The following is a 21,629-nucleotide window of genomic DNA, read 5'->3' on the forward strand; positions in this document are numbered from 1 at the left end:
GGTGACTTTGCGGAAAGGCCCTGTTGAATTCAGTCATTCCGGCGAAGGCCGGAATCCAGGTCTCTTTTTGGTGATCGATGGCACGATCTTATCGGGGCGTACTCCACATATCGTGAAAGTTGTAGAACTGGTAGGGATAGTCCTTGGAATACGTTTCCAGGGATTCAACGAACTCCAGGGCGAACGGTCGCAGGGCTTCCAATCGACGGTCCCGGACTTGGGGGACCTGGATCACCCGGGCCAGGTTCAGGGCATAGGCGTCAGGCCCGGTTTTGTTCGAGAAAAGCACGGCCACGGGCGCTCCGGTGGTGGCGGCGATTTTGTAGGCCCCTACTGGAAAGGCAGCCGACTCGCCCAGAAACGGCAGATCCAGATGGTTCTGGTCGTGGCCGAAGATCCGGTCGCCCATGACGCTGACGATTTCTCCGCGTCCCAGAGCCTGGACAATTTCCACGGCTCCGCCGAGAAATCCGTTGGGGTCGATGATCCTGTACGGCGATTCCAGTCCCTTATGTTCATGGTAGTGCCGGTCAACGTCTCCCTGATCCCGCTGCATGAGCAGGTGCGTCGGGACCTGAAGCCTATTCAGGCCGGACATGGCTGCCTGCCAGCAGCCCACGTGGGCGCCCATCAGAATCAGTCCCCGCCCCTGGTCCAGCAACTCCCGAAGTGTTTGAAATCCGTTGAAACGGACGGCCATGCTTTCCGGTCCGAGAATTCCCGCCCTTGCCCGGTCCACCAGGGCCTGAGCAAAGGAAAGGCTGAGTCGGAAGCTGTCCGTAAAGGCCTGGAAGCCGGTGTGAGTCGGGAAACGGCGACTTAGGTAGTGCCGGGTCCTGGCTCGAATTCGAGGCCGAAAAAGCAGGTAATACGCAACCACCGGGTAGGTCCAGGCATAGGCCAGGCGACGCCCGCCCAGGCGAATGGCCAGATAGAAAAACTGGTGCTGCCATCTGGCTGCGATGCTCCGGCTGGACCAGGCGGAAGAGCCGCCGGAAGAGGCGGACGCAGATGCGGATGACGATGCGGATGAAGAGGTGGGGCTGGTCATTATGCGTCGCGTTCCTTGGCGTTTCGCCGGATGGAAAGGCGCACAAGGTGGGCCGTGATGAACGTGGCCCCTGCTACCAGGGAAGCCAGGACCGGAGCCAGTACCAGGGAGCCGAGCACCCATTCCCAGAGTCGGGCCGGGGCCTGATGCCCCAGGGTCTGGATGGTGAATTCGGTCAGAAGCGAGCCGTGGCGCAGATAATGGCCGGTTTCGATGCACAGCGCCGGTACCAGCGGCGGCATGCACAACTGGCTGGCGGCAACGGCCATAACCCGGTTCTGGCCCAGATATCCGGCCGTGAACAGGATAGCCATGGTATGGATGCCCACCAGGGGCAATGTTCCCAAAAACACGCCCAGGAAGGCGGCCCTGGCCAGGCCGCCCGGCGTGATCGCTTCGCGCAGCAGGATCTTCAGGGACTGGATCGGCCGAAGAATACTTATGGCCGCACTCCCCTGGGTCCGCTCGATGATCCGGCGATGGGGCCAGGGGAGCATGGAGCGCAGGGTCAGTCGGGTGTTCAGCCAGGATATCCGGACATTGTCCATGAATGCCCGAAAGTGGGAAACCCGCTGTTCAGCCGGGGGATAGTGGACCCGAACCGGCACGTCCAGCAGATCCAGTCCGGCCCAGGCCGAGCGGACCAGCACTTCCACTTCAAAGGCGTAGCGGGTTTCGGTGAACTCCAGATGCTCGAACAGGGCCACGGGGTAAGCCCGGAAACCGCTTTGCGTGTCCAGCAGTTTGCGGCCGGTCTGGACGCGCAGCCAGAAGTTGGAGAACCAGCGCCCGAACCGGGAAGCCCGGGGTACGTTGGCCGTGGTGAAATCCCGTGCCCCCACGATGACGGCCAAGGGGTGATTTCGAACGGTGTCGAAGAATTGGGGCAGATCGCCGGGATCGTGCTGGCCGTCCGCGTCGATGGTCACGATGTGCGTCGAGCCGTGGGCGGCGGCCTCCCGAGCCGCGGTGCGAATGGCCGCTCCCTTGCCCTGGTTCGTTTGGTGCGCCCGGATATGCACGGGCAGGTCGGCGATATGCTTCAGCCCCTGGTCCGTGCTTCCGTCGTCCACCACCATCACCTCCGGATACACCGCCAAAACGCCCTCCACCACCTGCCTGAGGGTGGAACCGTGGTTGTACACGGGCACGACCACGAGGATGCGGGGTTCCCGGTTACGCTCCGTGTCACGCACCATCGAACCTGTCCCGGCCCCGCGCAAAGCGGATGAATGATCCAAGATTGAGGAGGAACCGACGCCAACTGTCCGGGGAGCGCCAGAGCATGGTGGCGTAGTCCAGGAGCACGTGGTGGCGCTGGTAATGTTGGCGGTAGAAGGAGACATGGAGCTCTTCCAGGCGTTCACGGGTAAAGCCTCGGGGCACGAAGAGGAAGTGCATGCAGTCCATGCGGCTCCAATCCTCGTCGAACTCTCCGTGGTCGCGGATGGTCGCGTAGGCCGGAGCGCCGGGGAAGGGGGTGAACTTGGTCAGGTTGAAGTCGTCCACGGGCAGGGAGAACAGGAACCGGCGGGTTTTTTCCACGCTTTCCTCGGTCTCGCCGGGTAGGCCGATCATCAACAGTCCCTTGACGCGGATGCCGACCTTCTTGATCAGCCGGATGCGTTCGGCCAATTGATCCAGGTCTATCTTGCGGTTCATGGCGCGAAGCAAGTCCTGATCCCCGGTTTCGATGCCCAGGCTGATCATCCAGCACCCGGCGGCCTTGAGGCGGCGAAGCAGGGGTTCGGTGACGTGTTCGGCGCGCACCGCGCAGTTGAAGGTCATGTCCAGAGGTGCATCAATCATCAGGTCCGTGAGTTGTTCGATGCGCTGGAGATGAAACGTGAACTGGTCGTCGTAGAAATTGACATGCCGGATGCCGAAGCGCTCCTTGAGATAGCGCATGTGGTCATACAGGTAGGCGGCGGAGTTGAAGCGGTAGCTGCGTTCAAACACGGATCGGTCGCAATAGGCGCAGGCGTACGGACATCCGCGGCTGGACAAGGCGCTGGCGTTGGGAGTCGTGGGGTAGTTGAACACGGGCAGCGTGTAGCGGCCGGGGTAGCCCGGCAGACGCTCATAGGCCGGGTACGGCAGGTCGTCCAGATTCGGAATTCGTGGCCGGGGCCCGGCAAAGACGATTTCGTCGGCGCAAGCGCCTCGGGAGATCACTCCGAGGACATCGTGACTCAGGCCTTCGGTTTGGATCAGCTCCGCCAGGCTCTGCTCGCCCTCGCCGACGACGATGTGGTCGATCACCGGGTGGTCGCGCAGCATTCGTTCCCGCAAGGCCGAGACATGCACCCCGCCAAAGACCACGCGTACGCCGGGCAGCACCGCCTTGGCCAGCCCGGCCAGCCGGACCCCGTCCAGGAAGGTGGAGGTGGTGCAGGAAAAACCGACGAATCCGGGCCGTTTTTCCAGCAGCAGGTCGCGCATCCGCCGTTCCGAGTCCGGCCAAGCGTAAAAATCCACGATGTCCGACTCAATGCCCAGTTTTTCCAGGTACGCGGCCATTGTGGCCAGTCCCAGGGGCGGCATGATGTTGGCCAAGCGGGAAATGTCTCCACCGGCCCGTCCGGCGGCGTATCCCAAAGGATGGACCAGGAGAACGCGATTGTGGTCAAGGGTGGGCATGATTGGGTGAAGTCGGGTGTCAGGCTTTGGAAGTCGAAATGCTCGCGAGGTGTTGCGCGGCGAGGGGCGGGGAGAAGGGCGCGGTTTGGGCGCTTCCTTGGGAGCAATGCGGTGATGCGGCGGGAAAAGCCTCTTTTGACGAGCCTCCGTTGGCCCTCCCGTTTGCCCGGCCGTTCCCATTTTTTCCCCGGCGCTGCTTCTCCGCGTTGATCAACTGGTCCCAGACCAGGCCTCGGTATCCGAAGCGGCGCATCACGTTCATACGATCCTGGGCGTTTCGCGGCGGGAAGAAACGGTCGCGACGACCGCGCAGGGCCTGGCTCACGATTGCATGCATGGTTTCGCGGTCCAACAGGGGACTGTGGTAATAGGCGGGATGAAGCAGCGAGGTTTGCCGGTCGATCAGGCCTTCGGCCACGGCGCGTTTGCGCAGCCTGGTTCGCGGCAGGATGCGCAAGCCGGAATAAAGGAAGGCCACGCAGTGTTCCATCTTTTCGAGGTTGACCAGGGTTTCCTTGATGGTCGCTTCGGTTTCCTCAGGTCCGCCGATGATCAGATAATGGGCCAGGGGAATGTCTCGGGCCGCGCAGGCGGCATTGAACCGCAACACGTCCGAACAGCAGAAGCCTTTGCCGAGTCCGGCAAGGGTTGCTTCGGCCAGGGCGTCGGAGCCGACCTCCATGCCCAGCAGGCCGGAGCGGAGCAGCAGGTCCAGTTCCTCATTGCGAATGGGGCCGGGGCGAAAAAACGCGCTCCAGCGCACGGGCAGGTTGCGTCTGAGCAGGGCTTCGGCCACGGCCAGATAGTGGCCTTGATCGTCGTTGAATACGGAGTCGGTGAAAAAGACGTGGTCCACTCCGTGGTTCCGAGCCAATTCGGCCATGTCGTCTACCACATGCTCCGGGTCCCGCGGACGGATGGTGCGTCCCTCGATGGCCGGATAGCTGCAATACACGCAGTCGTGCGGACATCCTCGCTTGGTATGCACGCCCGGCAGGCCGCTTTCCCGCTGATAATACTCCAGGATGACGGGGTCCATCCGGGGCGAACGCATTCCCGTCGCGTCCAGCGGGGTGCTTTTGACGATCCGCGGCCCGGGCTCTCCCCGCTCGATGCGGGAAAGCAGGTCCGGGACGGCCCGCTCTCCTTCCCCGGCCACGCCGAAATCCGCGCCCAGATACTCCAGGATGGCTTCGGGCATGATGGAAAATGCCGGACCGCCGACAATGATCGGGACGTCGAGGGTCGCGCGGAGCAGTTCCACGATTCGCCTGCTCCGGTCCAGAAACCACTGTTCCGGAGAGCCGCAGGAGTCCACGTCGTCGATGTTGCGCAGCGACAGGCCGACAACCTGGGGTTGAAACTCCAGCAGGGCTGCCCGCAGCGCTTCGTCGGACTCGCCCATGGCCAGATAGTCGAGCTGCCGGACTTCATGACCCGCGGTGAACAGCGCCTGGGCGACCACGGCCATGCCCAGGGGATACACCGGATAGGGCTCGCGATCCGTGTTTGTGGCAAGCAGAAGAATTTTCATCGGCGTGGGGAAGGTACAAGATCAATCATGGCGGGAATGCTCCGTGTCAGTTTTCTTTTTGGGAAAGGCCCGTTTGCGTTTCAGGTCGTAGCGGCGGTAGGTGCCGTCGTCCATTTCCTTGGAAATGACCTTTTTGAACAAGTTGCCCATGCGCAGTTGGGGGCCGCCTTCGGCGTAAAACGTATCCCAGGCATAATGAAAGAGGTCCTGCAGGGTGTCCGGGGACATTTGCTTGGGCTGAAAAACCACCTTGTCGCAGGTGTAGTCAAGCCAGTTGTTGCTGATGATGCGGTGCTGCTTTTCGAACATCTCCCGGATGGGGGTGTGCGGGAACGGGGTCAGGATCGTGAACTCGGCCATGTCCAGTTCCACTTCCAGAAGAAAGTCCACCATCCGTTTGATGTAGGATTCGTCGTGATCGTCCAGACCCAGCAGAATGGTGCCTTCGATGCCGATGTCGTGGTCCTTGAGCATCGTGATCCGTTCCCGAATGGTTTTTGAGTCGTCGATCACCGCCTGGTACACGTACCAGCAGCCGGCCTGGGCCGCGAGGTCGAGGATTTCCGGGTCGTACATGATGGGATGGGAAATCCATTTGCGCTTCAAGGGGATCATGGCCGTGAACAGGTCCTTCAGCCATTCCCGGTCCTGGGCCAGGGAATTGTCCACGAAGAACAGCCGGTTGTTGGCGATGGATTCCATTTCCGCGATGACCTTGTGAATGGGGCGCGGCCGGAAGGACTTGCCGCCCAGGTACGCCACGCAGCAGGGCATGCAGTTGAATTTGCAGCCACGGGAGGCGTGGAGCAAGTCCACCATCTGGACGCCGCGATAGTTGTACAGGTCGCGTTTCAGAATGGTGCGCCGGGCCGTCCCCGCCAGAGAGATGTCCGGAGGTGCGCCGAGATAGTCATAGACGGGGCGTAGACGGCTTTCTTTTGCGTCCCGGATCACCTCGGCGAAGCGGCCTTCCACTTCGCCCAGAAAGAGCGAGTCCGCGTGTCGGGCCGCTTCCTCGGCATGGAGCATGGTCCCGATGCCGCCCATGATCACCGGCACGCCCAGCTCCCGGTAGCGGTCCGCGATGGCCAGAGCCCCGGGCAGTTGACAGGTGAGCATTACCGACAGGGCCGCCAGATCCGTGGAGGCGTCAAAGTTCAGGGGCTCCAGATTTTCGTCCGTGAATGTGATCTCCACGTCCTCGGGGACTTCCGCCGCGAACACCACCGGCCCGTGAGGCGGCAGGTGGAACTCGGTCTGGCGTTCGAGCTTGGGCCATTTGGGGTAGATCAGATGCATGCGCATGGTTCTTCTCGTTTCCATTGGTCGCAGAAGGCTTCGAAAAAAGGAGGCAGGGCAATGAGCACGTTCATGTTCAGGTCCAGGAGCATCTGCACGGTATAGCCCGTGGTGGCGATTTCCCCAGCGCCGTTGCGGACCACGTATTCGGTGTTGATCCGCGCGGACTCCGAAAAATGCTGGATTCCTTCCACGGTAAACTCTTCGCCGAAGCGCAGGGGCTGGTGGTAGTCCACGTGCATCATCTTGATGGGCGTGACCACGCCGTGCTCGTAGAAGACCATGTAGCCGATTCCGTATTTGTCGCCCAGGGCCATGCGCGCGTCCTCGAAAAAACTGGGATAGCGGCCATGCCAGACAATGCCCAGCGGGTCCACTTCCTCGAAGCGCACCCGTCGTGAACAGACGGCTCGCAAGGGCTCGGGATGGCCGTTCTGTTTTGGGAAATACGGTTTGCGCATGGTTTTATCCGTCCGTGGGGTCGCTTGGTTCAGAGGTGTAGGCCAAGGAAAAGGTCAGGGTGTACGCCGCGGCCTGTTGCTGGTCCACGGTCAAGGCGACGTCGAACGCTCCTCCATCCGGGCCGCGCCTGGAGCATTGGGCCGTAATGGTTTCTCCGGGCTTCAATTTTCGCAGGAACTTGGCCCGGGTTACGGTTTTCAATCGACAAGGGCCGGTTTCCCTCGCTGGAAAGGATTGGGCCAGGACAACGCCGATTCCGATCTGGACCACGGCCGGCAGAATCGGCTCTCCTGGAAAGTGCCCGTCGAAACCGACGAAATCGGGCGGGAAGGAGAAGTTCTGACGGATGGCCTGGTCGGTCTCCCAGGTGGCCGCCCCTAACCGGGCGGCCAGAATGCCGTCGCGGATCGTGTTCATGGCTCAAAGACCTCATGCAGGATAATGGTCAATACGTAGCCGGCTCGGTGGTCCTGGTAGACAATCCGCCCGGGCAACGTGATGTCGTTCATAAGGGAATAGTCGTCAAGGTCAATCTCCCAGCGTTGATCCGGGCTCCAGACGCGGCGGACCGGCTCTCCAGGCGGGGAGCATTCAAGGACAAGATTTCCATCTCCAGTGTGATCGGCCAGAATCACGGAGCCAGGTCCGACAAAGGCCTGGGCCGTTTCCATTTCAGGATACGTCAAGAAGACCCGCCGGACGCTCTGGGCGACCTGCCGCGCCAGCAGTTCCCGAGCCGGTCCCAGGACCGGGGCCAGAAGGTGAACTTCGTGCACATCCCCGCCCACCGTCAAATCAAAAAGCTTGATCCCGATCTCCGACAAACCGAGAAGTCGAACCTGCTTCCGCTGGCCGTCCAGCAGCATGATCCCCTGCATGACCTGAACCCGTTCACCAGCTTTCCAGATTACGGTCTGGCGTAAATGCAGGGTGCCTGCCTCCAGGGCGGAAAACGGGTGGGCGCAGGTAATGTGGGTTCCAGAAGGCAGCGGCGAAAAATTCGCTGGCGGGGTGTACGGCTTGGCGCAACCGGCAAAGATCGACAGGAGAGCCAGCAAAATGAGCAAAAGGGGTCGCTTTTCAATCCAATATTTACAGCGTCCGGCTTTCAAGAACAAAATATCGAACAGCATGATGGCCGGATGCATGTTACGAGTCTCGCAAGGATATAGTCTTTATCTCCTTGATCTTGAACATCGGTTTTGTCGGTTTTTCTCCAGATATGAATTCGTCGGCCCCGGCATCTATGGCCGTGGCAATGTGAATTGCATCCATTGCGGCGAGGCCGTATCGTTGAGCAAGGTCTTGAGCGGACTTCAACACATTTGTCTTCCATGGGCATTGATCCGCATGCGCAAAAATGGCTTCATAAAAAGCTCTTTCCCGATGTTCTTCTTGAAATATCGCTTTTGGCATGATTTCCAGCCACAAAGCTTCACTTACAATGAGCATTCGGAACGGGTCATCCAGGATGCTCAATGCCTTCTCAGCGACCTCATCCTTGCCACGCCAAGCTGCGATGAGCAGGTTGGCATCGACATATGTTCGCCGCTTATTCATCCGTCAGTCCTCCACGGCGGCGGCGGACCTCTTCATTGATTTCATCCCAGTTCAGGAGTCTTCCTCCCTGCTGAACATATTCTTCTCGTGCCTTTAAGAGCTTGCGGCCGAGTTCCGACTTGGGGGAGAAGCGACGTGCATGCGAGTTCTCTTGGACCGCTTCTACCGTAACGCGGATGGCGCTGCCGATCGGCAAGGAGGTTGGCAAGTTAAAACAAAGTTCATGTTTCGGAGATACAATGGTTTCGAAGGTAAGCTCGGTCATAAACTGCCTCCCGATGGAATTCAGATGCAAGGCTACAACTCATCATGCTTCATACGCAACTTATGATCTGGTGTGGTATTTTTCATGTTCGTTGAAGGTGGCGGCTCCAGACTCGGCACCACGAACAGGGCCGCCGGGATCGCGGCGGCGATGCCGATGAGCACGGTCAGGCCGATGGAGTGCAGGGCTGGATGGTCGGCCAGGACCAGGGCTCCGAAGCCGAGCAGGGTGGTCAGGCCGGAGACCAACACGGCCCATTCCGTGTCCAGGGCCGTGTCCAGGCCCGTGCCCAAGTCAGTTCCCAGGCTGTTTCTTTGCGTGTCGTGACGCATGGCCATGAAGATGCCGTAGTCCACGCCCAGCCCCAGCACCAGGAAGGTGGCCGCGACGGAGTAGAGATTAAAGGGAATGTTCAGAAGTGTCACGACAACGATCAGGGCCGACAATCCGGCCAGTGCCGGCGTCAGGGCCTGGAGCATTCGCCGCGGGTCGCGGAACAAAATCGCGGTCATCAGAACCACGAAGACCCCCGCGGCCAGCAGAAAGCGGGTCATGTCCCGGTGCAGGGCGGCGGCGATGTGTTGGCCTAGGAGGGTCTGGGATACCAGTCGGGTTTCGGAAGGCAGAAGGGCGTGGAGTGCGGGCTCGTCGGGAATCAACGTGAGGATGGCCGTGCGCCCATGGTCCCGAACAACGAGCATGTCGATCAAATCTCCCATTCCCAGGTCGAGGAGGAGGTCGCCGTTCACCCGGCGCGGCTCGGTCTGAAGAAAATCGAAAAACGGGGCAAAGGCCTGGGGGGCGAACCCCAGTTCGGCGCTTTCCCTGGCCATGATCTCTTGCAGCTCGGTTTTTCGTTGCGCCCAGAAATCCGTCCAGCGTTGGATGGAATAATCCTGCACCGAGCCCGGCGGCAACAACGGAGCCAGGCTGACTACGGGCGTGCCCGGGGCCGCTTTTTCCAGAAAGGCATGCTGGGCATGGGCCGTTTGCAACGCATTATCCAAGGTATCGCCCTGGGCGACAAGCATGGCCAGGTTGCGAATTCCGCTCCAGGACTCCGTGACGACCCGTTCGGCCTGAGCCAGTTCCTCGGGGACCATGCTCAGGGCCTGCAGGCGTCCGTCGAAATGAATCGAGGGCCAGCAGAGCACGGCGGCCACCAGCAGGGCGACGAACGCCGAGATCGCCGGTCCGCGGCGAGTCGGCCATGAGGCCAAATGCGCCAATGGTCGCTCTGGCGTGGACTGATGCCGCTTGTCTCGGCGCAGCAGCAAAACCGGCAGGACCGTCAGGGACAAAAGCATGGCCGCGCTCAGGCCGGAAACCGTGAACAGAGCCAACTGGCGCTGTCCCGGCAGGCTGGAGAACAAGAGCAGGCTGAACACTCCGGCGGTGGTCAGCCAGCAGAACAGGATCGGCTTGGCCAGCAGGGCCAGGGTTTGGGCCGGATCGGCCCCGCGGCGCAGCCCGTACCAGACATGCAGCCCGTAATCCACGGCCAGGCCCATGAGCACGGCCCCGAAGCCCAGCGTGATGCCGGAGAGAGGGTTGCCGGTGGCGGCCACGGCCGCCACTCCGGCCAGCATGGCGACAAGGGGCGTGGCGTAGGCGAAGACGGCCCTCCAGGAGCGCAGAAACAGAACGAACAGGGCCAGAATGCCCAGGGCCGAGACGGGCAGCACCACGGCCAGATCCCGCTGGATGGCTTGGGCGTTGGCCGCGGTATAGGCGTGGCCGCTGATCACGAAGGCCCGTATCGGGCTCGAAAGATTATCCGAAAAGGAACCAGAAGACGCATCCGCTAACGTCACGGCCAGCACGGCATCCAGGGCCGCCAGCATGTCTCGGGAGCCTCGGGCGTCGGTCATGGCTACCGGTGTGTCCAGGATAATCAATGCTCCGGGTTGCTCTGGGTTCAGGAAAATGCCTTCATCCGGATTCGACATGGCGAAGCCGTCGCCGAGAATGTCCAGGGAAGAAAGCTTTTCCCAAATCAGATTCCGCAATCCCAGCGGGTCCGAGCTGATCAGCCCCTTCATGCCGAGACCCTGCAACCCCAGGAGCGTCTCGCGGGCTTCCTCCAGGGCGTGATGCACGGATTCCGGTTGGATCAACGCTTCGATGCGTTTCAGGTCGGATGGCGTGGAAAGCGCCGGGAGCAGGGAAAGAAACTGATCAGCCTTATCCAGAACGTCCAACTGTTCTCTTGCGTGGTCTGGCCCGATGAACCAGGGTGGACCGGCGGCGGTCCTGATATCTTGAGCCGCCCGCTCCAGCTTTTCCAGATCGACAAGTCCGGACCGTCCCGGGGCCGGTTCCAGGATCACGAGCACCTTGGACAGTAACGGGGCATGGCCCAGCAGGCGGACATCCTCGGCCAGGCCGGAGCCGTCGTCGGGCAGCATGGCCTCGATGTCCTCCGTCAAAGTGGCTTGGCGCAGAAAAAAAAGCCCCACGAACAGGCAGCCCGCGAGAAGCAGGAGCACGATGGATTTATGGGACAATAAAACGGTGAAAAGGCGCACCGTGGCTGGAGTTCGCGCCATGATTCTAGAACAGTCCCGGGGAAACGTTCTCATTGACGCGGACGTTGAAGAAGCGGATGCGGGTGGTGTCGCCGTCGGGTTCGAAGAGCACGATCTCCTGAAGATGGGTTTCGTCCCGGTCAAAGGAGACCTGGACGCGCTGGAGGACCGCCGCGAGCTGCCGGACTTTGGGCAGGAGTTCCAGGGTAAGCGGGGTTGTCTCCAGTACGGCAAGGGTGAAGGACGCTTCCAGTTTCTCGGTATCCATGGTTGACCAGGCCAGCATCTGGTCCACGATCACCGAGAGGATCGGGTCCCGGGCCAGAGGGGAGGGGGCGGACACCCCGGAGTGCTCGTTCCAGCGCCGGACCTGTTCCCCGTCCGAGGCGAATCCAAAAGCGGAGGGCTCCTGATAGGCCCAGTGAATTTTGCCGGGTTGCTCCACGGCGAAGACGCCCTTGGAAACAAAGGCTCGGTCGAACATGCTCAGGCGCTTTTCCTGCTCAAAATCCCCTTGGACCGATCGGGTGCCTTGGTGAATGACAGCCAGACGTTCCCGTAGGGCCGGCGTCAATTCCTTGAATTCGTCAGTCGCGGCGGTTGGGGCAAGTCCGAGAGACAGCAAGAGGAGCAGAAAACAGGACAAGGCCAGGCGGTGAACCGTCATGCCGGGCCTCCTTGCTCATCGCCGTCCGAAGCGATCCAGATTTTCAGTTCTCCCTGGGCCAAAAGGTCATCGTGACGACGTACCTCCGCGTCGATGATCACGAATCCGGCGAATTCTCCGGTGGGCCGGACCCCGACGGTCAGCCGGTCGCCGACTAAAACGCCCGGCTGGTTGGCTTCTGGACCGGGAAACGAGACTTTTTTCACCCCCACCAGATACCCCGTCCGTCCCGGACGCCCGGCCTGGAGATCAATGGAGCCGCTGACCGCGGCAAAGGCCTGGGCCATGAGTTCCACCACGGCCTCGGGGAGCAACGCGCCGTCCCGGTCCAGAAAAATATTGTCCGCCCGGATAACGGTCTCCGCCGTGCCCGAGCCGTCCGGCTCCACGGACAGGACCGTGTCGATCAGGCGCATGGGCCGCTGGTGGGGCATCAGGTCGGCGGCGGAGTGGGGGAGTTGGATCATGGGTGCGGTCCTTTCAGATTGGCCGGGAATATATCATGCACTTGGCTTGGTTATGAGTTGATCCGTTCCGGATTTCTCCAGCAAAGAGGGTCCGCGGCTAGGTAATCGCCGGTGTGTTGGTAGGCCATGCCTCGGCAACCGTAGCAGGAATGGTGGAACTCGCAGGTTTTACAGGCGCCTTTGATGGTTTCGCGGATGTTGCGCAGGTCGCGGATCACCGGGCTTTGGTGGAGGATATCAGCGAGCTTGGCCGTGCGGATGTTGCCTACGGCGATGTCAACGCCCGGGCAGGGGACGACGTCGCCGTGGACGGTTATCGTGCAGGTGTAGAAATGACGGTTGCAGGTCAGGCCGGCCACCGGGGGGCGGGGATCCCATTCCATATCGTAGCGGGTTTTGTCCAGGTCGGCCAGGGTTTGGAACAGGGCCTGGATTTCCTCGGGGGCGACGAGCAGTTCCGGGTACTGGCGGGCCCGGCCCTGGAGGGTGATGGTCTCGAAGTACGGGACCATGCCCTGGTCGCGAATCCAGGCCCACATGTCCGGCAATTCCGAGAGATTTTGGCGGCAGATCACGGTTTGCACACCCAGCGGCAGGTCCGGTCCGGGGTATCCCGCGTCGCGCAGATGGTGCAGCCCCTGGCGGATTTTCGCGAAGGTCCCGGGCTTGTCCGCCAGCACGTCCTGCACCTCCTCGCGCATGCTGTTCATCTTGATCACCGGACTGACTCCCAGGGCCATGAACTCCTTGGCCAGCTCGGCGGTGATCCGCGTGCCGTTGGTGAACAGATCAATGGCCGCTCCGCGCCGGTGGATATGTCGCAGGATGGCCAGGATGTCCGGATAAACCAACGGCTCTCCGCCGCCCAGGACGATGATCCGTCTGGCCCCCAGTTCCACGGCCTGATCCACGGCGTCCAGAATCTCCGACAGGGACAACTCCGCGTCCAGGGCCGTCCCGGAATCCGCATAGCAGTAAATGCACCGCAGATTGCACGCCCTGGACAATTCCAGTTCCATGGACAATAAGCGTCCCGTTTGCTTGGCGTCTTCGATGTCTTCCGGGGAAAATTTACAGGAAAGGTTATTTTTCATGACAAAAATCTTTACGCGCATCCACTGCGAGGCTCAGCGTGCGGCGGATTGCGCTTAATAGTTACGATTATTTCATCCTGGTTCGGGCTGTCGCGTTTGCCAGGCTCAAGGCGGTTCGCAACATCTCCGACGTGTTCGGTGATGAACTGCTTCTTACGCCGGAGAGCGATTTTATCCGGGAGCGGTTGAAGGCAACGCCGGATGAGCTGGGCCAGGTCTCCGAACAGGTGGCCGGGTATTTCGGTCTGTCGGCGGAAAAGGCCGCGGTTTTGGTCGAACTGCCCAGCCTGGGACAATGGGCCGGATATCTCCTGGAACAGATTGGTCCGCGCCCGGACCGCATCGCCTTTTCCACTTCCGGCAGCACCGGCGAACCGAAAACCGTTGTTCGCGACTTCTTTTTCCTGGAACAGGACGCCGTGCACCTGGCCGACTTGTTTTCCGGCGTTAACCGGTTTCTGGCCCTGGCCCCGCCGCACCACATTTACGGATTCATTCACGCTGTCCTGATTCCCAAGTTGCTGAACGTGCCGTACGAGGATTGGCGGTTCGTAAATCCTTCCGCCCTGATCAACGAACTGCGTCCGGGCGACGCGATCCTCGGTTTTCCGCATGTCTGGCGGCTCTGCGTGGAGACCGGGGAATTATTCCCACCGGGAGTTCTCGGGGTCACGTCCACGGGGCCCTGTCCGCCGGAGATCATCCGATCCCTGAAGAGCCGGGGTTTGGAATCAATGCTTGAAATCTACGGCTCTTCGGAAAACGGGGCCATCGGTTACCGGACCGGCCTGAATGCCCCATTGACCTTGCTGCCTACCTGGAAACGGGTCGGCGAGGACAGCTTGGCGCGTGAGTTGGAGCAGGGCGGATCGTCCGAGCCGTTTACCATCCAGGACAGGCTGGACTGGGTGGATCACACCCATTTTTTCGTCAAAAAACGCCTGGACCATGCCGTCCAGGTCGCCGGGATCAACGTCTATCCTTCCCGGGTCCGCGACGTGCTACTGGCGCATGAAGCCGTGGCTGACTGCGCCGTGCGACTGATGCGCCCGGAAGAGGGCCATCGCCTGAAGGCGTTCGTGGTGCTCCAACCGGACCGGAAAGCCGATCCGGGCATCCGGGAGGCCCTGCGCGCCCACCTTGCTCTCCACCTGTCCCACCTTGAACAACCCGCCTCCGTCATCTTCGGGCTTGAATTGCCCAAGAACGAGTTGGGCAAAGCGGCGGACTGGACCATCCCGTCCGGGCTCGATCTTTCGTTAGAGCAAGCGGCGCGGCGATAGGGACATGCCGGGCGGTCGTCTCACTTTTGCTTTTCCAACGCCTCGGCCATGGCCGTCTTGACGGCTTTGCGCAAAGCCACGTGCGCGGATTCGCCGGTAAAACCGGACGGATCAACTGCCGCCAGGGCCTGGAGACGGATCGTGGTCGGGGCCATGAGCAGGGTGCCCGGCGGGAGGAGACGGTCCGTGCCGGAAATGCAGAGCGGCACGATGGGGACGTTGGTTTCCACGGCCAGTTTGAACGCCCCGGAGTAGAACCTGCCGAGCTTGCCGTCCCGTCCTCGGTGTCCTTCAGGAAAGAAAACCAAGGTGGTGTCGCTGTCGAGCAGTTCGCGGCAACGGAGTAAGGCCTCGTCATGCCCCAGTGTCTCCATATCCACGTATTCGGCCATTCGCATGAACGGTGCATACCAGATCATTCGAAACGGCCAGGAGCGGACGGTGAACCCGACGTTGCTGTGAGGGAGAGCACCCATGCAGAAGACATCAAAAAAAGAGAGATGATTCAGAACGATGATGCAGGGTTGGGGGAAACGGTCCTGGGTCAGACCGATTTTTTCAAAGCGCGTGAAAGGGGCGATCAGAATCATCCAGACCTTGCCGTAGATCCAGATGAAATACCGCACGATCCGGCCCAGGGGGCGACCGGTCAGGACGCTCGCCAGGGGCAAAACCATCGGGGCCAGGAGAATGAAGGTCAGTGTTTGCAGAATCAGCAGGGGGTAGACCACCGCGCTCATCACCAATGCCCACAGGCCCGAACGCCTGGAAGCCCCGGGGGAGGCGGTTGCTTCGGTCATCCCAACTCCTTCCGCTTGGCCTCGATAAAGGCGTACAGGTCGCCCAGGGTGCGGATTTCCCGAATGGCCTGCTCGTCCCGGAGCTTACAGCCGAAGGCCTTTTCCAGGACAATGACCATGTCCACGGCATCCAGGCTGTCCAGCCCCAGGTCGTTGAACAGGTGCGAGTCGGGCTGCATGGTCTCCGCTTCCAGTTCGAATTCTTCGGCCAGGGCGGTGTTCACGGTATCAATAATGTGTTGCTGCATCTTGAGAAAATTTCCTTACGATCAATGAGGCGTTGACTCCGCCCAGGGCGAAGTTGTTTTTGACGGCGATATCCATAACGCGGGGTTCCGGAGCCTGGACATGGCGGACCATGGCGCATTCCGGGTCGGGCTGGTCCAGGTTCAAGGTCGGCAGGCACAGACCGTCCTGGAGCATGCGGACCACGGCGATCAGCTCCAGGGCTCCGCTGGCGGCCAGGGTGTGCCCCAGATGGCCCTTGAAGCCGCTGACGGGCACGGCGTCGCCGAAGAGCCGGGCAATGGCCAGGCATTCGGCGGGGTCGCCCAGTTCCGTGGCCGTGGCGTGGGCGTTGACGTAGTCGACTTGGCCGGGGTCCAGACCGGCGTCGGCCAGGGCCAGGCGCATGCACTGCTCGATCCGACCGGGGTCCGGGGTGGAGATGTTCGTGGTGTCGGAGTTGGAGGCGAACCCGATGATTTCGGCCAGGATCGGGGCGCCTCGATCCAGCGCGGAGTCCAGGGATTCCAGGACGAGAACCCCGCCGCCCTCGGAACAGACCGTGCCGTCCCGCCGGGCCTCAAACGGTCGGGGCGAGCTGCCCGGATCGGAATTGTACCCGGTGGAGGCCGCGTTGATAATATCGAAAATGGCCACGGTCAACGGATGCAGTTCCTCGGCTCCGCCGCAGAGCATGATCCGTTGTCGGCCCAGGGCGATGGCCTCGTATCCCAGGCCGATGGCCTGCGCTCCGGTGGCGCAGGCGGCGGAAGGGGCCATGACCCGGCCGCCGATGCCCAGGGCCTGGGCCACGTTGGCCGCGCAGGTGTGCCCCATGATTTTGAAGAACAGGGACGACTTGACCTGCTCAATGGAAAAATCCCGTAAATATTCCGCGAAAAAATCCTGCAAGGTCTGAGGGCTGCCCACGGTGGTTCCGATGATCACCCCGGTCTGCTCGGAGCGACGCAAGGCCTCGTCGATCCGGGCGGATTCCAGGGCCTCCATGGCGGCCAGCACGGCGAAGACGGACATCCGGGACATGGTGCGGCGGTGTTTTCGGGGAATCTCCTTGGCATCCAGGTCCGGAACGAGTCCGGCGATGTGACAACGCAAGCCCTTGATCGCCTTGAGTTCCGGATGCTCGGTCACCGCGCTTCGGCCTTGCGCCATGGCCGCGTACAACGTCTCCACGCCTACTCCGTAGGGTGAAACCGCTCCCAGCCCCGTGATCACCACTCGGCTCAGCGACACTGTTGGACCTCCTTGCGCAGCGTTTCCGGCCCCAGGATAAAACCGCTGGTCAGAAAGGCGGAAATTGTCGCGCCCAGAATTCCCGGGCCGGTCAGGGCTTGGCCGGTCAGGTACAGCCCCTTGATCTTGGTCAGGGGAGACGGAGAAATTTGGCCGTGGTGCTGTTTGATCCCATAGAGACTGCCCGAGGGGACATTGACCCAATCCCTGAAAGTCAGGGGGGTGGCGCAGTCCAGCATGGTCATGTCGCCGATTTCCGGGACCGCTCTGGAAGCATGGGCCTGGACCCGTTCCATCAGTTCCCGCTTCATTGCCCGGTAGGATTCCGGACGGTCCCGTGGACCGGAATGCAGCCAGGGCCGCATTTCCTCCATGGACGCCGGGCAGAGCAGGATCAAGCCTCTGGCCGGAGAACCGTTTTTCGTTCCAGCGGCGGCCAGAAAAAACGGACGCTCCTCGATGGGCCGCTCGGGGCGGCAATATCCATCCAGGTCCAGGTCCGGACAGAGAAACAGGTTTTTACGATCCAGTATCTTGGGGAACGCCTTCACCGCCGCGGAAAACATGAAGCCCGAGGTGGTTTCCTCGTAAGTCTGGAAGCGGCGTCTGGTGACGGGCCGAAAGGCAGCTTCGTCGACCATGGACAACAGGGTACAAGGGTGGATGCTGGATATGCAGGTCTCAGTCTGGATCATCTCTCCATCTTCCAGGACCACGCCGCGGCATTGACCGGAAGCAAACTCGATCCGTTCGACGCCGCGTCCGGTCAGCAGGACCACGTCCAGTTCTTCCAGGCGACGGGTCAAGGCCGCTGCCAGGCTTTTGCCGCCGCCCTTGATCCCATGCACGGACTGGTACATGGAGCCGCAGACCTGGGCGTGAAGGGCCATGGAGGCCTGGTCCGGCTCCACGCCATAAAGCAGAAAGTGCAGGGACAGCAGAGCCCGTAGCCGGGCGTCCCTGAACAGTTCGCTCAGACAGGTCGCGACGCTTTGCTCGTGCAGGGGGTTGAACGCACCGATGGCGTCAATGGGCAGGTCCAGATTCAGGTGCGGGGAGCGGCCGAATTCATCGGCTACGATCCGCAGGTAGGCGTCGATACCTTCTTTTTCCCGAGGAAAGTTTTCATGCAGTCGTTGACGGAGCTGATTATAGCCCTGAGGAAAAGCGAAAGATAAATCGTCACGGGGAAAGCGAGCAGCGTCGAAACAGTCGGCGTCGTAAGGAATCTTGGTCAGCCCGTTCTCGATTCCCAGGTACCTGAAGTAGACGTCCAACACCTCGCCTGGGCCATATGCGCCGGTGTAGTGAAACCCGGTGTCGAACTGAATGCCGCCGCGGCTGAACCCTCTCAGCAGCGGAGCAGGCTGGTCGGCCTTCTCCACCACGGCCACACGGAAGCCTTTTTGGCCTAGAATGACGGCGCAGACCAGCCCGGAAATGCCAGACCCGATAACGACGTGGTCGAACTTCATCCCGGAAAACCCAGGGCCAGACAGGCATTGGTCCCGCCGAAGCCGGCGGAGTTACAGAGGACGTTGCGCAGCCGGGCGGAGCGGGTTTCGGTGACGATGTCCAGCTTGGCCGATGCGGCGTCCGGGCGTTCGAAGTTGATGCTCGGGGCGATGAAACCTTCCCGGGCCATGAGTACGCAGTAGACCACCTGGGCCGCGCCGGACATCCAGAGTTCGTGGCCGGTCATGGATTTCAACGAGGATACGGGCGGGGTGGGTGTTCCGAAAAGCCGGGCGATGCTTTCGGCCTCCACGGAGTCACCCGCGGGCGTGGACGTGGCGTGGGCGCAGATATAGTCGATTTCCGGAGGGCTCCAACCGGCCTCGTCCAGGGCCATGCGCATGGCCCGTTCCAGGCCGTCGCCGCTGGGTACGGAGATATGCTCGCCGTCCGAAGAGAAGCCGTATCCGCGGACCAGGCCGAGCACCCGGGCGCCGCGTTCGCGGGCCAGATCCAGCCGTTCCAGCAGCAGGGTCGCCGCGCCGCCGCCGGGTACCAGCCCGTCCCGGTCCGCGTCAAAGGGGCGGCTGGCGGTCCGGGGCCGGTCCATGCGGGTGGAGAATGCTCCCAAACCGTCGAAGCTGCACACCGATTGCCAGTTGATTTCCTGGGCCCCGCCGCAGAGCACGCGATCCTGACGGCCCGAGGCGATCAGGTCCGCGGCCTGGCCCACGGCGTGCCCGCCGCTGGAGCAGGCCGAGCTGATGGTCCAGCAGGCACCCCGGGTGCCCAGCAGGGTGTTTAGGTTCATGGTGATGGTGGAGGTCATGGAGCGAAAGATATGCCCGCTGCCGATGGACCGCGTGTCCAGGCGTTGGCGGAGCATGTCCACTTGTTCCACGCCGGCCAGGCAACTGGAGTCGCATCCGAACACCAGTCCGGTGCGGTCGTTGCGCAGATCGTCCGGGTCCAGCCCGGCCATGGCCAGGGCTTCCATGGTCGCGGCATGGGCCTGGACCGCGAACTCGGGCATGGTCTTGCGCTGTTTGCGACTGAGGTGTCTGGCGGGGTCGAACCCCCGGATCAGGCCGGTCAAGGCGCTCCTGAACCCCAGCTCGATCCGTTCCTGGTCCACGCCGATTCCGGATCTGCCCTCGTACAGGGCCCGAACCACGGAGTCCGCGTCATTACCCAGGGAAGAGACGATCCCCACGCCGGTGATGGCTGCTTGATGCATGTTCTGGTTTAAATGGAAATTCAGGTTGAAAGCTGAAGGTTGAAGGCTGAACGGGAAGACATGTGTTGCCTCATGCCGCGACTTTCCAAACCTTCAACCTTGCCCTCTTCAGCCAAAAAAACATGGAACTTGGCTGAGTGACGCTTACATGTATATCCCGCCGTTGACCGCGATGGTCTGGCCGGTGATGTACGTGGCCTTGGCGGAACAGAGGAAAGAGACGACTTCGGCGACTTCCTCGGGCCGACCGACGCGGCCCAGGGGAATCTTCGGAAGGATGGCATCCCAGGGCAGATCCTTGGTCATGTCGGTCTGGATGAAGCCCGGGGCCACGGCATTGACCAGGATATTGCGTTTGCCCATTTCCTGAGCCAGGGCCTTGGTCGCGCCGATGAGTCCGGCCTTGGCCGCGGAATAGTTGACCTGCCCGGCCATCCCGGCCTGGCCGGACGTGGAGACGATGTTCACCACCCGGCCTTGACGCTTGCGCAGCATTTTGGCCAGGACCAGCTTGGTGACCAGAAAAAAACCGTCCAGGTGCACGTTCAGGACCCGCTTCCATTCCCTGTCGAAGTCCATGGTCAGCATCAGGGTGTCCGCGGCGAATCCGGCGTTGTTGATCACGGCAAAGGGCGTGGCCTTTTCCAGAAGCGGTTCCAGGGCGGCGGTCGTCGCTACCGGGTCGGCCACGTCGAAGGGTAGTAGCCGACAGTCCCGGCCCTGATCCGCCACCGCGGAGTGGACCATCTCGGCGCCTTGATGGTCTCCGCGGTAGTTCAGCCAGATGTCGAACCCGTCACGGGCCAGGACCAGGGCCGTCGCCGCGCCGATGCCCTTGCTCGCGCCGGTGATCAGGGCGATAGGCGGGGCGTGTGTTCCGATTTGGTTCATGTCTCTTTTTGGGTGTCGGCTGGAGCGGGGTTACCGAGCCGGGGCAATGAGCAGTTCCGGGGCGGGCTCTTCCTTTTGAGACGCCGACGGAGTGGATGCCGGCTGCGGAGCGACGGTCGGCTTTGGAGTCGGGGCCGCTTTGGCCGGGGCCGGTGCGGGTTGTTGTTGGACCGCGGGTTGAGCCGCGGGAAGGCTCGCCGGGAGGGATGGGGCCGGAAGAACGTGGGTCCCGGATCGGACTTTCCCGTTGGCGTCAAACTCCACCGACATGGTCATGAACCGGTTGCGCCAGTAAATCCAGGTATTGGCGTCCAGAGAGGGCGTCCGGTGTCTGGGAGGATAACCCAGGGCCGTGAGGACGCCTTCTTTGGTCATCCCTACGTACACATCCCCGGAGTCAATGCCCTTGCGGTCGACTCCGGAAAAATGGGCTAGGGAAACCGGGGAACTCGACGTGATCAGGTTGATAAAATCGGGTTCGCTCATCCCCATCCGTCCAGTATGAAATTCAAAAAACACCCTCTGGCCGGTGTCGGCCACCGTAAACCAGAAACCGTTGCGATAGCGTTGACGCGCACCGGGAAATTCCAGACGCGAACCCGCGGGGATGATTATATGGCCCGCGCCGGGATCGACGTGTCCCGCATAGCTGGCCTTGATGTCCCGGCGGCTTTCCTGAGCATGGATATTATACTTGGCGTAACGTATTTCCGGAGCTTGGGCGGCCGCGACCTGCCGCGTCGAACCGGTTGAGCGGCAAGAAGCCAGGAAAATCAAAGCGACGCACAGCAAAACCAACGTCATCAGCCAGCGGCCCTGGAGATTGAGGGAGAAGTGTTTGTCGATCACGTTGAAGATCCTCCTGTTGAGTTTGGTTAAGGAAGAAACGTCGTCCACGCGCCGGGTTTCAGGGATGT

Annotated in this window: 22 protein-coding genes; 1 reads left to right on the top strand and 21 read right to left on the bottom strand. The window is 61.6% G+C overall.

The genetic code is table 11. The features are described from left to right. Positions 1–88: 88 nt before the first annotated feature. The 14 genes from GY33_RS0117790 to GY33_RS0117860 are packed head-to-tail and all read right to left on the bottom strand — an operon-like array spanning position 89 to position 13,567. On the bottom strand, positions 89–1,051 hold the full coding sequence (locus GY33_RS0117790; protein WP_035272638.1) for an LpxL/LpxP family acyltransferase: 963 nt from the start codon (positions 1,049–1,051) through the stop codon (positions 89–91). Beyond that, positions 1,051–2,250, bottom strand: a complete 1,200-nt coding sequence (locus tag GY33_RS0117795; RefSeq protein WP_031388622.1) for a DUF2062 domain-containing protein — start codon at positions 2,248–2,250, stop codon at positions 1,051–1,053. Before GY33_RS0117795 ends, GY33_RS0117790 begins: the two co-directional genes overlap by 1 nt. Continuing rightward, on the bottom strand, positions 2,240–3,691 hold the full coding sequence (locus tag GY33_RS0117800) for a B12-binding domain-containing radical SAM protein (RefSeq protein WP_031388669.1): 1,452 nt from the start codon (positions 3,689–3,691) through the stop codon (positions 2,240–2,242). Before GY33_RS0117800 ends, GY33_RS0117795 begins: the two co-directional genes overlap by 11 nt. Positions 3,692–3,710: 19 nt before the next feature. Next, the gene (locus GY33_RS0117810) at positions 3,711–5,225 is read right to left on the bottom strand and encodes a lipid biosynthesis B12-binding/radical SAM protein (protein ID WP_084185347.1); all 1,515 of its coding nucleotides are present in this window, start codon (positions 5,223–5,225) and stop codon (positions 3,711–3,713) included. A 21-nt stretch (positions 5,226–5,246) separates the two neighbouring features. Next, entirely contained in the window at positions 5,247–6,530 is a 1,284-nt protein-coding gene (locus GY33_RS0117815; RefSeq protein WP_031388624.1) for a B12-binding domain-containing radical SAM protein, read from the bottom strand. Continuing rightward, entirely contained in the window at positions 6,515–6,985 is a 471-nt protein-coding gene (locus tag GY33_RS0117820; protein ID WP_031388625.1) for an acyl-CoA thioesterase, read from the bottom strand. Before GY33_RS0117820 ends, GY33_RS0117815 begins: the two co-directional genes overlap by 16 nt. 4 nt (positions 6,986–6,989) lie before the next feature. Further along, positions 6,990–7,403 carry a hotdog family protein gene (locus GY33_RS0117825; protein ID WP_051822807.1) on the bottom strand — a complete coding sequence of 138 codons (414 nt, stop codon included), beginning with the start codon at positions 7,401–7,403 and terminating at the stop codon, positions 6,990–6,992. After that, complete coding sequence (locus GY33_RS0117830; protein ID WP_031388627.1) at positions 7,400–8,134, bottom strand: DUF3261 domain-containing protein; 735 nt, start codon at positions 8,132–8,134, stop codon at positions 7,400–7,402. The genes GY33_RS0117825 and GY33_RS0117830 overlap by 4 nt, the downstream gene beginning before the upstream one ends. A gap of 1 nt (position 8,135) precedes the next feature. Beyond that, positions 8,136–8,546 carry a type II toxin-antitoxin system VapC family toxin gene (locus GY33_RS0117835; RefSeq protein WP_031388628.1) on the bottom strand — a complete coding sequence of 137 codons (411 nt, stop codon included), beginning with the start codon at positions 8,544–8,546 and terminating at the stop codon, positions 8,136–8,138. Beyond that, positions 8,539–8,811, bottom strand: coding sequence for a hypothetical protein (locus GY33_RS0117840; RefSeq protein ID WP_146164766.1), 273 nt, complete (start codon positions 8,809–8,811; stop codon positions 8,539–8,541). Before GY33_RS0117840 ends, GY33_RS0117835 begins: the two co-directional genes overlap by 8 nt. Positions 8,812–8,843: 32 nt before the next feature. Further along, positions 8,844–11,360 (bottom strand): MMPL family transporter, encoded by a 2,517-nt coding sequence (locus tag GY33_RS0117845; protein WP_031388630.1) that lies wholly within the window; start codon positions 11,358–11,360, stop codon positions 8,844–8,846. Between the two features lie 4 nt (positions 11,361–11,364). Further along, a complete protein-coding gene (locus GY33_RS0117850; RefSeq protein ID WP_031388631.1) occupies positions 11,365–12,006 on the bottom strand; it encodes a LolA family protein in 642 nt (213 codons plus the stop codon). Next, positions 12,003–12,473, bottom strand: a complete 471-nt coding sequence (locus GY33_RS0117855) for an ApeP family dehydratase (protein ID WP_051822808.1) — start codon at positions 12,471–12,473, stop codon at positions 12,003–12,005. The genes GY33_RS0117850 and GY33_RS0117855 overlap by 4 nt, the downstream gene beginning before the upstream one ends. Before the next feature lie 50 nt (positions 12,474–12,523). After that, positions 12,524–13,567, bottom strand: a complete 1,044-nt coding sequence (locus tag GY33_RS0117860) for a radical SAM/SPASM domain-containing protein (RefSeq protein ID WP_031388633.1) — start codon at positions 13,565–13,567, stop codon at positions 12,524–12,526. 38 nt (positions 13,568–13,605) lie between these two features. Between GY33_RS0117860 and GY33_RS0117865 the strand changes: the two genes are divergently transcribed. Next, positions 13,606–14,850 carry an AMP-binding enzyme gene (locus tag GY33_RS0117865; protein ID WP_051822810.1) on the top strand — a complete coding sequence of 415 codons (1,245 nt, stop codon included), beginning with the start codon at positions 13,606–13,608 and terminating at the stop codon, positions 14,848–14,850. 20 nt (positions 14,851–14,870) lie between these two features. Here the strand turns inward: GY33_RS0117865 and GY33_RS0117870 are convergent, their stop codons facing one another. The 7 genes from GY33_RS0117870 to GY33_RS20110 all read right to left on the bottom strand — a co-directional run bounded on the left by GY33_RS0117870 (position 14,871) and on the right by GY33_RS20110 (position 21,561). Beyond that, positions 14,871–15,650 carry a lysophospholipid acyltransferase family protein gene (locus GY33_RS0117870; RefSeq protein WP_051822811.1) on the bottom strand — a complete coding sequence of 260 codons (780 nt, stop codon included), beginning with the start codon at positions 15,648–15,650 and terminating at the stop codon, positions 14,871–14,873. Next, complete coding sequence (locus GY33_RS0117875; protein ID WP_031388636.1) at positions 15,647–15,898, bottom strand: acyl carrier protein; 252 nt, start codon at positions 15,896–15,898, stop codon at positions 15,647–15,649. Before GY33_RS0117875 ends, GY33_RS0117870 begins: the two co-directional genes overlap by 4 nt. After that, the gene (locus tag GY33_RS0117880; RefSeq protein ID WP_031388637.1) at positions 15,879–17,129 is read right to left on the bottom strand and encodes a beta-ketoacyl-[acyl-carrier-protein] synthase family protein; all 1,251 of its coding nucleotides are present in this window, start codon (positions 17,127–17,129) and stop codon (positions 15,879–15,881) included. The genes GY33_RS0117875 and GY33_RS0117880 overlap by 20 nt, the downstream gene beginning before the upstream one ends. Next, positions 17,120–18,604: a phytoene desaturase family protein gene (locus GY33_RS0117885; protein WP_031388638.1), complete on the bottom strand. Its 1,485-nt coding sequence runs from the start codon at positions 18,602–18,604 to the stop codon at positions 17,120–17,122. The genes GY33_RS0117880 and GY33_RS0117885 overlap by 10 nt, the downstream gene beginning before the upstream one ends. Next, positions 18,601–19,821 carry a beta-ketoacyl-[acyl-carrier-protein] synthase family protein gene (locus GY33_RS0117890; protein WP_031388639.1) on the bottom strand — a complete coding sequence of 407 codons (1,221 nt, stop codon included), beginning with the start codon at positions 19,819–19,821 and terminating at the stop codon, positions 18,601–18,603. The genes GY33_RS0117885 and GY33_RS0117890 overlap by 4 nt, the downstream gene beginning before the upstream one ends. Before the next feature lie 144 nt (positions 19,822–19,965). Beyond that, complete coding sequence (fabG, locus tag GY33_RS0117895) at positions 19,966–20,712, bottom strand: 3-oxoacyl-ACP reductase FabG (RefSeq protein ID WP_031388640.1); 747 nt, start codon at positions 20,710–20,712, stop codon at positions 19,966–19,968. Positions 20,713–20,742: 30 nt separating this feature from the next. Further along, complete coding sequence (locus GY33_RS20110; RefSeq protein ID WP_152555251.1) at positions 20,743–21,561, bottom strand: hypothetical protein; 819 nt, start codon at positions 21,559–21,561, stop codon at positions 20,743–20,745. Positions 21,562–21,629 lie beyond the last annotated feature (68 nt).

The organism is Desulfonatronum thiodismutans (assembly GCF_000717475.1).
In the GTDB taxonomy this organism is placed as follows: Bacteria; Desulfobacterota; Desulfovibrionia; order Desulfovibrionales; family Desulfonatronaceae; genus Desulfonatronum; species Desulfonatronum thiodismutans.